The 6416-nt window shown below is 43.9% G+C and carries 5 protein-coding genes and 1 pseudogene; all 6 read left to right on the forward strand.

Annotated elements, in window-relative coordinates; genetic code table 11:
* Positions 1–226, forward strand: a pseudogene (locus ACE5CV_RS12345) (efflux transporter periplasmic adaptor subunit); the annotation flags it as partial.
* A 5-nt stretch (positions 227–231) separates the two neighbouring features.
* Complete coding sequence (locus ACE5CV_RS12350) at positions 232–1689, forward strand: TolC family protein (protein WP_374950484.1); 1458 nt, start codon at positions 232–234, stop codon at positions 1687–1689.
* 85 nt (positions 1690–1774) lie between these two features.
* Complete coding sequence (locus tag ACE5CV_RS12355; protein ID WP_374950485.1) at positions 1775–2440, forward strand: ABC transporter ATP-binding protein; 666 nt, start codon at positions 1775–1777, stop codon at positions 2438–2440.
* A gap of 23 nt (positions 2441–2463) precedes the next feature.
* Positions 2464–3696, forward strand: a complete 1233-nt coding sequence (locus tag ACE5CV_RS12360) for an ABC transporter permease (RefSeq protein WP_374950486.1) — start codon at positions 2464–2466, stop codon at positions 3694–3696.
* Positions 3697–3724: 28 nt separating this feature from the next.
* Entirely contained in the window at positions 3725–4906 is a 1182-nt protein-coding gene (locus tag ACE5CV_RS12365) for an ABC transporter permease (RefSeq protein WP_374950487.1), read from the forward strand.
* Between the two features lie 17 nt (positions 4907–4923).
* Positions 4924–6294 carry a sigma-54-dependent transcriptional regulator gene (locus ACE5CV_RS12370; protein WP_374950488.1) on the forward strand — a complete coding sequence of 457 codons (1371 nt, stop codon included), beginning with the start codon at positions 4924–4926 and terminating at the stop codon, positions 6292–6294.
* Positions 6295–6416: the final 122 nt, after the last annotated feature.

Here is a 6416-nt window from a genome sequence, read left to right on the forward strand (position 1 = left end):
GCATGGCAAAACTATGCGGGTTGCCAATGGGGCCGCCTTTAAGGGAGCGGCAGACCAGGACATATTTGTGATTAACGGCAACAAAGCGGAACGCAGGGCGGTACGTATAGGCCTGAGCAATTTCGATTTTGTGGAAATAAAGGATGGCGTCAAGCCCGGCGATGTTGTCATTACATCGGATATGAGCGAACATAAAAATTCGAAGCAGCTTACCCTAAAAGACTAACAGCCGTGAAATATTTATACCTTATATTAATATTATGCGTGGGTAGTCGGGTGTTTGCCTCTAAAGGCGGCGATACGGTAAATTTAAGCCTCCGCCAGGTGGTGGAGATGGCCAAGCGCAACTCTATTGCCGCTAAGCAGGCAACAACCGTTCGCGAAACCAAGTATTGGTTGTGGCGTACATTCAAGTCAAATTACCAGCCGCAACTGTCATTAAGTGGTACATTGCCGGGTTACAGCAAAACTACCCAGCCTGTATTGCAGCCGGATGGAACGATCATCTTCAGGCCTGTGCATAACGATAATTCCTCGTTACAGCTCGATTTTAGTCAAAGTATTACGGCAACCGGCGGTACGGTATATGGTACTACCTCTATGCAGCGCTTTTATGATTTTGACAGGAATAACCAGTTATATAACGCTGTGCCCTATGCTATTGGCTATAGCCAGCCCTTGTTCCAATTCAATCAGCTACGGTGGGATAAGAAGATTGAGCCGTTGAAATTCAATGAAAGTAAGCAGGCCTACATTGAAGCGCAGGAACAGATAGCCATAGTGGTTAGCGGCTACTTTTTCGATTTGTTGCTGGCGCAGGTAAACTTGCAGATTGCCGAAACGAACTTTACCAATACCGAAAAGATCCTAACCATAGCTAAAGTGAAATTCGAGTTGGGGAAGGTTTCTAAAAATGAGATTTTACAATTACAACTGGAGCGGTTGAATGCGAAAAAAGCTGTAGGTACAGCCAAGCGGGATATGGAGATAGCCACGCTTAACCTGCGTACCTACACCGGTACCGAAGGCGAAGAAAAAATAGCTCTTGAATTGCCGGGAGCAACAATTGATATGAGCGTATCGGCAGATAAAGTACTGGCCGAAGCTTTTGAGAACCGCAGTGATGCCATTGGCTTTATGCGCCGCATTGCTGAAGCAAAACGTGATGTAGCAAAAGCTAAAGGGCAAAGCGGCTTAATAGCAACCCTTACAGCTAACATTGGCTTCTCTAACACGGCTCGCAACATCCCCGAGGTTTACCATAACCCGCAAAATCAGCAGCTTCTGCAATTGCAGTTTGCAATACCTGTACTTGATTGGGGCCGATCAAAATCGCGCGTGAAAACGGCACAAGCGAACGAGCAATTTATTCAGTATGCTGTAGAACAGGATAAGCAAACGTTTAAGCAGCAGATAGTAACGCAGGTAACGCTCTTTAATATGATGAAAGATCAGTTGGTGTTTACGGCACAGGCGGATAGTATTGCGTCAGAAAAATATAAGATTGCCCGTGATCGGTATGTGCTGGGTGACCTGAGTATAACCGACCTGAGTATAGCTTTCCAGGAAAATGACCAGGCCAAGCGCGATTACGTAGCAGCGCTGAGGGATTTTTGGGGTGCGTATTACCAACTTCGTTATTTAAGCTTGTACGATTTTGAGAAGAAAGAAAAGATAAATTATAAATAATAGAAGTCGCATTTATCCTGTAAAAGCCCTTGACGAAAACAGCATATCAACAACAAATTATAAACGTAATAATTCACAATTAACCATGATAAGATTACAAAACATTGAAAAAGTATATCGTACAGATACTGTACAAACCCTGGCGCTTAACAGCATTAATCTTGATGTTGAAAAAGGCGAATTCCTGTCAATAATGGGCCCGTCAGGTTGCGGTAAAAGCACGCTGCTCAACATTATGGGCTTGTTGGACATGCCCTCAAAGGGCAGCATCAATATCGATGAACAAAGTACCTCGGGCTTTTCGGATAAACAGTTGGCCAAATTCCGGAACAAAAAGCTCGGGTTTATTTTTCAAAGCTACCATCTTATAAACGATTTGCAGGTGCTGGACAATGTTGAACTGCCGCTGCTTTACCGGGATAGCACTGCTAAAGAACGTCGTGCCCTTGCTACCGAAGCGCTGGAAAAAGTAGGCTTAAGCAATCGTCTAAAACATTTCCCGACACAGCTATCGGGCGGGCAGCGGCAGCGTGTAGCTATCGCCCGTGCTATTGTGGGCCGGCCGGAGATCATCCTGGCTGATGAGCCCACCGGCAACCTGGATAGCGCTATGGGGAACGAAATTATGGAGATACTGTTGCAGCTAAACCGTAACGAGGGAACTACCATTGTAATGGTTACTCACGATGAAAACATGGCGCAAAAAACGCACCGTTTGGTAAGGTTGTTCGATGGGTCTCAGGTTCAATAATTTACCAGCATAACATTATAATCATGCTTAAAAATTACTTCAAAATAGCCATAGCGGTATTGAAACGAAGAAAGTTCTTCACTTTCATCAGTCTTTTTGGTATCAGCTTTACGCTAATGATATTGCTAGTGCTCACAGCTTTTGTAGATCAGGTAGTGAATGACAAATATCCCGATAAAAAGCGCGACCGCTCTTTGTACATCAACCGTATGGAACTGCGTGGAAAGGAGTCAATGAACTCGAGTGGGTTAAGTTATCACATTATTGATCAGTATATAACCAAAATGAAAACGCCAGTTAAGCTTGCCATATCATCGGGTTTTGGGTCTACTAATACTTATGTAAACAACCGTAAGATTGTTATTAACTATAAGTATACCAACGCTGATTTCTGGGACGTGCTGGAATTTGATTTTGTTGAGGGAAAGGGCATCTCCAGGCAACAGATAGACAATGCCGAACGGGTTACTGTTATATCTGAGGATATGAAGAAAGAATACTTCGGCGACAGCAGCAGTCCGGCGGTTGGTAAATATATCGAGGCGGATAACGTGAAATACCGCGTATGCGGCGTTGTGAAGAGCATGCCGATCACCTCATATGTGCTATACTCGGATATCTATTTGCCTATAACGACGTCGAAAACCAAGTTGGACGCAGATAAAGGTTACCTGGGTAACTACAGCGCTATTGTGCTGGCCAAAAGTGCAGCAGATGTGCCTAAGATGAAGGCTGAATATGATGCTATTGTTTCTAAGCTGCCTAGTCCCGGCAAGGAGTGGGACCGGATCTTTAGCCATGCTGATACCTATCTGGAAGGTTACGTACGGACCGGTAACGAAGGTAAATCCGGATTAGCTTATGCATTTGCTGCGATTGCTTTATTTGCGTTGTTTGTGATGCTGTTACCTACATTAAACCTGGTGAACGTTAATATCACCCGCATAATGGAGCGGTCTTCAGAAATTGGTGTACGTAAGGCATTCGGCGCTTCATCTAAAACCCTGGTATATCAATTCATTGTAGAAAACCTTATCCTTACTTTTTTAGGCGGTATTATTGGAGTGGTGTTATCAGTACTGGTAATGTATCTTATAAACGATGCCCGGCTTATTGCCAACTTAAACTTAAGCTTAAATTTTACAGTACTGGCCTACGCATTTCTTACCTGTATTGTGTTTGGGCTACTATCGGGTGTATACCCGGCCTGGCGAATGTCTAAACTTAATATCGTTATAGCACTAAAAGCCCAATAATTTTATCAACCTATAAATTTGAAATATCATGTTCAAGCATTTATTTAAAATGATCTGGAATAAGAAAAAGCAAAACTCGCTGCTCATCGTAGAGATATTGCTTTCGTTTATGGTCATATTTGCCGTGTTCACATTCGCCCTTAATTCTTACAGTAATTATGCTAAGCCTATGGGTTTTAATTACAACCGCGTTTGGGCAATAAGTTATAACCATACACTCGATACAAATAATCCAGATTCGGTAACGCTGGTTTACCAAACCCTGCTGCGCAACTTGAAATCGCTTCCTTTGGTTGTAGACGCAGGGTATGCCAGCAGCAATATTCCATTTTCTAATAATCACATGACCACAGCCGTATCTAACAAAGGGCTGAGTGTAGACAGGGTGAACAACTTTTTTATGGATGACGCATACCCGAATATAATGGGCGTTAAAATGCTTACCGGGCGCTGGTATAACAAAGCGGATGCGGCATCAAAAAGTAAGATCATCGTTATCAATAAATCATTAAAAGAGAAATTATTTGGCAAAGCCGATGCTGTTGGCAAATCCATTGGCGACGAGGTAAAAAACAGGCAAAAGATTATCGGGGTGATAGACGATATCAAAACCGACGGAGACTATCAATCGCCCACTTGCGGCCTTTACAACCGACATGATACCGCATCGTACAAATGGATGGGTAAGATCATGGTTAAGGTCACGCCCGAAGCTAACGCCACTTTTGAAGGCAAAATTTACAAGCTGATGGCCGGTACGTTGAAGAATTCAAACATTGAGATAGAGCACCTGGATAATAAATTGACGGCCTATAACAAGTTTACACTTGTTCCGCTCATAATTCTGTCTATAGTCGCCGCGTTTTTGATCATTAATGTTGCGCTCGGGATATTTGGAGTGTTGTGGTATAACATCAACAAACGGCGTGGCGAAATTGGCTTGCGCAGGGCAGTAGGGGCGCCCGGAGCCGCGGTATCAGTACAATTAGTTAGCGAGGCCATGATATTAGCCACGTTATCGCTTATTATTGGTTCATTTTTCGCGGTGCAGTTTCCGTTGCTCAACGTGTTTGATTTGCCGGCTAGCGTTTATCTTGTTGCCATGCTCCTGTCTATCCTGTTTATTTATTTGTTAGTACTGGTCTGTTCGCTTTATCCCGGCAGGCAGGCAGCGGCAATTTATCCTGCCGTTGCCTTACATGAAGAATAAAAATTTAGCTTTGAAGTATGATATTGGTTATTGACGATGATATTGCGGTACGCACCTCGCTGCAGCTTTTACTAAAAAGTAAGGGCTACGAGGTTGAAGGTACGGGTGGGCCGGAGGAAGCCCTGCGATTCATTAAGAATCAAAACCCCGATTTGATCATTCTCGACCTTAACTTTTCTATCAGCACTACCGGCGAAGAAGGAATGAACCTGCTGCAACAAATAAAAAAAACTGCAGCGGCAGTGCCTGTAATATTGATAACCGGTTGGGGTAGCATTGCGCTTGCGGTACAGGGTATGAAACTTGGGGCCGACGATTTTATTAATAAACCATGGGATAACGGGCATTTGCTGCAATCCGTTAAAACACTGCTTGACCTGCGCCGCCAAACGGCGGTTAACCGTACACGTAAGCAATTAGATAAAGAATATAATTTTAAGCACATCATTGGCGAAGACCCGCAAATGCTGCAAATACTGGAAACAATTGGACGGGTTGCAGGTACCGATGCCTCCATATTGATAATGGGCGAAAGCGGTACCGGTAAAGAGCTGATTGCCGAAGCCGTGCATCAAAACAGCCGCAGGCAAAGTAAGCCGTTTATTAAGGTCAATCTTGGCGGCGTATCTACCTCACTTTTTGAAAGTGAAATGTTTGGCCACGTTCGGGGCGCCTTCACCGATGCCCGTTTTGATAGGGCAGGGCGATTTGAAATGGCTAACAAAGGCACTATATTTTTAGATGAAATAGGCGACCTTGATGCAGGCAGCCAGGTTAAATTGTTGCGTGTGTTGCAGGATCGGACATATGAGGTATTAGGAAGCAGCCGCACTAAAACGGTAGACGTAAGAGTGGTTTGCGCCACCAATAAAAACCTAGCAAATATGGTGAGCAGTAACACTTTTCGAGAAGATCTGCTTTACCGCATTAACCTGATTACTGTAATCCTGCCATCACTGCGCGAGCGGCCGAAAGATATCCCGTTGCTGGTTGAATTTTTCATGAACAATCTTAAGCAGATTTATAACCGGCCAGAACTTACCGTATCTAAAAGCGCAATGAAGTGGTTGCAGCAACTGCCGTTACCGGGTAATATCCGTCAGCTTAAAAACCTGGTAGAGCGCTCTATCTTGGTTAGCAGTCGCAATGTACTGGAGATTGATGATTTTAAATTACAGCTGGAGCTTTCCCCGCAAAAAAGTAATGCTCAATGGCCGGGCGTGGGCACTATTACGCTCGAGGAGATGGAAATTGAGATGATTAAGCGCGCTATGGCATTCCATAAAAATCGGGTTAGCAAAGCCGCGCCTGCCTTAGGGTTAACACGCAGTGCGCTTTACCGCAGGCTTGATAAATTCGAGATCCCATACGATGAAGCTGAGGACTAAGTACATTCTTTTTGTTGTTATACTCCATTTACTTACGCTGGGGCTGTCTTTCTATATTTTTGATAAGAACCGGGTGTTTTTTATTGTTTCCGAAGTTTTTGTGATCATTTCAATTGTTATAG

Source organism: Mucilaginibacter sp., from assembly GCF_964263795.1.
Classification (GTDB): domain Bacteria; phylum Bacteroidota; class Bacteroidia; order Sphingobacteriales; family Sphingobacteriaceae; genus Mucilaginibacter.